The sequence below is a fragment of the Acidocella sp. genome (genome assembly GCF_013044125.1).
Taxonomy (GTDB): Bacteria; Pseudomonadota; Alphaproteobacteria; order Acetobacterales; family Acetobacteraceae; genus Acidocella.
Window position 1 is genome coordinate 1 of sequence record NZ_JABEVC010000183.1, and the last position, 3009, is coordinate 3009.

At 60.5% G+C, this 3009-nt stretch carries 3 protein-coding genes; 2 read left to right on the forward strand and 1 reads right to left on the reverse strand.

Features of this window, described 5'->3' with window-relative positions:
- Together HKL97_RS11075 and HKL97_RS11080 are read left to right on the forward strand one after the other, a co-directional pair.
- Positions 1 to 1080, forward strand: a 1080-nt coding sequence (locus HKL97_RS11075) for a cysteine--tRNA ligase (RefSeq protein ID WP_291425290.1), incomplete at its 5' end; no start/stop codon positions are given.
- Between the two features lie 30 nt (positions 1081 to 1110).
- Entirely contained in the window at positions 1111 to 1890 is a 780-nt protein-coding gene (locus tag HKL97_RS11080; protein ID WP_291425291.1) for an RNA methyltransferase, read from the forward strand.
- A 164-nt stretch (positions 1891 to 2054) separates the two neighbouring features.
- Here the strand turns inward: HKL97_RS11080 and HKL97_RS11085 are convergent, their stop codons facing one another.
- Positions 2055 to 2720: an alpha/beta hydrolase gene (locus tag HKL97_RS11085; RefSeq protein WP_291425292.1), complete on the reverse strand. Its 666-nt coding sequence runs from the start codon at positions 2718 to 2720 to the stop codon at positions 2055 to 2057.
- Positions 2721 to 3009: the final 289 nt, after the last annotated feature.

Genomic DNA, 3009 nt, shown 5'->3' on the forward strand with positions numbered 1-3009 from the left:
CAGGTGACCGAGGGGCCGATCCGCTATTATCATGAGGACATGGGGGCGCTGTATGCGCTCCCCCCCGATATCGAGCCGCGGGCGACGGAGCATCTGGGCGAGATCATCGAGATCATCCAGCGTTTGATTGCCAACGGGCATGCGTATGAAGCCCAGGGGCATGTGTTGTTCGCCGTGGCGTCGGATGCTGATTACGGGAAGTTTTCGGGGCGCTCGCCGGAGGATCTGATCGCAGGGGCGCGGGTGGATGTGGCGCCTTATAAGCGCGATCCGGGTGATTTTGTACTTTGGAAGCCCTCCTCGGACGATCTGCCGGGCTGGCCGAGCCCTTGGGGACGCGGGCGGCCGGGATGGCATATCGAGTGCTCGGCGATGTCCTGGAAGCATCTGGGCGAGAATTTTGATATTCATGGCGGCGGGGATGATCTGATTTTTCCGCATCATGAGAATGAGATCGCGCAGTCATGCTGCGCGTTTCCGGGGTCGCATTTTGCCAATGTGTGGGTGCATAACCGCATGCTGCTGGTGAACGGCGAGAAGATGAGCAAGTCGCTCGGGAATTTTCTGGTGCTGCGGGATGTGCTGGACAAAGCCCCGGGCGAGGCGGTGCGGTTTATGCTCATGCGGTCACATTATCGCTCGACGTTGGATTTTTCCGATGATGGGCTGGTGGAGGCTAAGCGCGAGCTGGACCGGTTTTATCGCGCGCTGGAGAGACATTACGGTGTGCAGGCAGGGGATGTGCCGGAGAGCGTTATGGCGCCGCTGTTGGACGATTTGAATACGCCGGGGGCGATTGCGGGCTTGCACGTTTTGGCCGATTCTGCCCTTGCGGGTGATGCGGCGGCGGCGGCGGGGTTGCTGGCGGCGGGACAGGTTTTGGGATTATTTAATGCATCTCCGGAAGAGTGGTTCAGGGGAGGGCTTTCTGCTGCGGTTCAGGCGCTAGTTGAGGCGCGCGTGGTCGCGCGGGCCGCGAGAAATTTTACAGAATCAGACCGGCTTCGCGACGAGATGGCTAAACATGGCGTCACCATCGAGGACGGTCCGCATGGCGCCTACACGTTGCGAAAGCTATGATCTTCGTGCAACACGTTACGGAGCAAAAAAATGACCGGGCGTGACGGAGGGGCGGAACTGTCGCCGATTGAGCCGTCGCCGGTGGTGATTCTGGTGCGCCCGCAGCTGGCGGAGAATATCGGCTCGGTGGCGCGCGCGATGGGCAATGGCGGGTTGTTTCATCTGCGCATTGTGGCGCCGCGTGATGGCTGGCCGCAGGAGCGGGCCTGGCGGACGGGGGCGGGAGCGCACCGGATATTGGACTCAGCCGTGGTGTTTGACAGCGTGGCGGCGGCGGTGGGGGATTTGCACCGGGTGTTCGCGACGTGCCCGCGGCCGCGGCATATCATAAAACCCGTGTTGACCGCGCGCGGCGGCGCGGCGGAGGTTGTGGCCATCGGCCAGCGGGGGCTGCGCACCGGGGTGTTGTTTGGGCCGGAGCGGGCGGGGCTGGATAATGATGATATTGCCTGCGCGGATAGTTTGATCCGCTATGACCTGAATCCGGGGTTCATGTCGCTCAATCTGGCGCAGGCGGTGATGGTGTTTGGCTATGAATGGTGGCTGGCGCGCCAGGACGAGCAGCCGATGCGCGAATTGCAGACCAATGAGACGGTGCCGGCGACGAAGGCGGATCTCGACCATTTTATGGTGCATCTGATCCGTGAGTGCGATGAGTCCGGGTTTTTAAAGAATGAGCAGAAGCGGCCGGGGATGATACGCAATCTGCGGCATTTTTTTAACCGGGGGGAGATTACCCGCCAGGAGCTGAATACGCTGCATGGTGTGGTGAGCGAGCTGGTGCGGGGGCGCAAGCTGCGGCCGCGCTGAGTGATGCTCCACGGGGAGCGTTTATGAAGAATGAGCTGTAATGCGTTGTTAGTGCGGGTTAATTTTTTTCTTGCACCCCAATTTGTGCGGGTTTGTTGTGAAAAAACAACGAAATGGCGGAAAATGCTCATGCCGGTTTGTGCCGGCATGAGCATTACGGCTGGTTAGTCGGCCGCCAGGGCCATTTGCTTGCGGGCCAGGGACTGGGCGACGTAGCCTTCAACGGCTTCGGCGATTTTGTCCGCATGGTTGGCGAATACATGATCGGCACCTTCGAACACGCGATAGTCGATGGCGACGCCTTTTTGCAGGTTGAGTTTGTCAACCAGTTTGCGCACTGAGATTTCGGGCACCATTTCGTCGGAATCGCCGTGGATCATCAGCCCGCTGCACGGGCAGGGGGCGAGGAATCCGAAATCATAATGCGCGGCGGGCGGGGCGACGGAGACCCAGCCGGAGACTTCCGGCCGGCGCATGAGCAGCTGCATGCCGACGAAGGCGCCGAAGGAGTAGCCGGAGATCCACAGGCCGCCATGGCCGGGGTTGAGGGCCTGCATCCAGTCCAGCGCGGCGGCGGCGTCGTTGATTTCGCCCATGCCGCCGTCAAACTTGCTCTGGCTGCGGCCGACGCCGCGGAAGTTGAAGCGCATCACGGAGAAGCCGAGGCGCTGGAACACCTGATACATGGAGTAGGTGATACGATTGTTCATGGTGCCGCCATGCAGCGGGTGCGGGTGCAGGACGAGCGCCAGCGGGGCGCCGCGTTCCTTGGCATGGTGGTAACGTCCTTCCAGGCGGCCTTCCGGCCCGGCAAACATCACTTCAGGCATTCTCTAACTCGTCTTTCATAATTACCGTGTAGCTGCACAAGTTAGCCGGGAGCATTTCCCGGCTGCTGACCGTCCTTCAACCATCCGATTGTTGACCTCTGGGGCCCGGATACCTAAGTGCTCCTCAAGGCTTTTGGTGGCATGACAGACGGATTACCGTTTGGGTTTCCCCTCAGGTCTGCTAATATAGACTGCTTATGGTCAGATAATCCACGGAAATTCGCATGGCCCTTATGTTTTTAACGGAGACGGTTCGGGCTTACAGGGAGCGTGACCCGGCGGCGCGGTC

Excerpts from the sequence above, each read along its gene's own strand:
- HKL97_RS11085 (WP_291425292.1), bottom strand. The coding sequence starts at position 2,720 with ATGCCTGAAGTGATGTTTGCCGGGCCGGAAGGCCGCCTGGAAGGACGT.
- HKL97_RS11080 (WP_291425291.1), top strand. The coding sequence starts at position 1,111 with ATGACCGGGCGTGACGGAGGGGCGGAACTGTCGCCGATTGAGCCGTCG.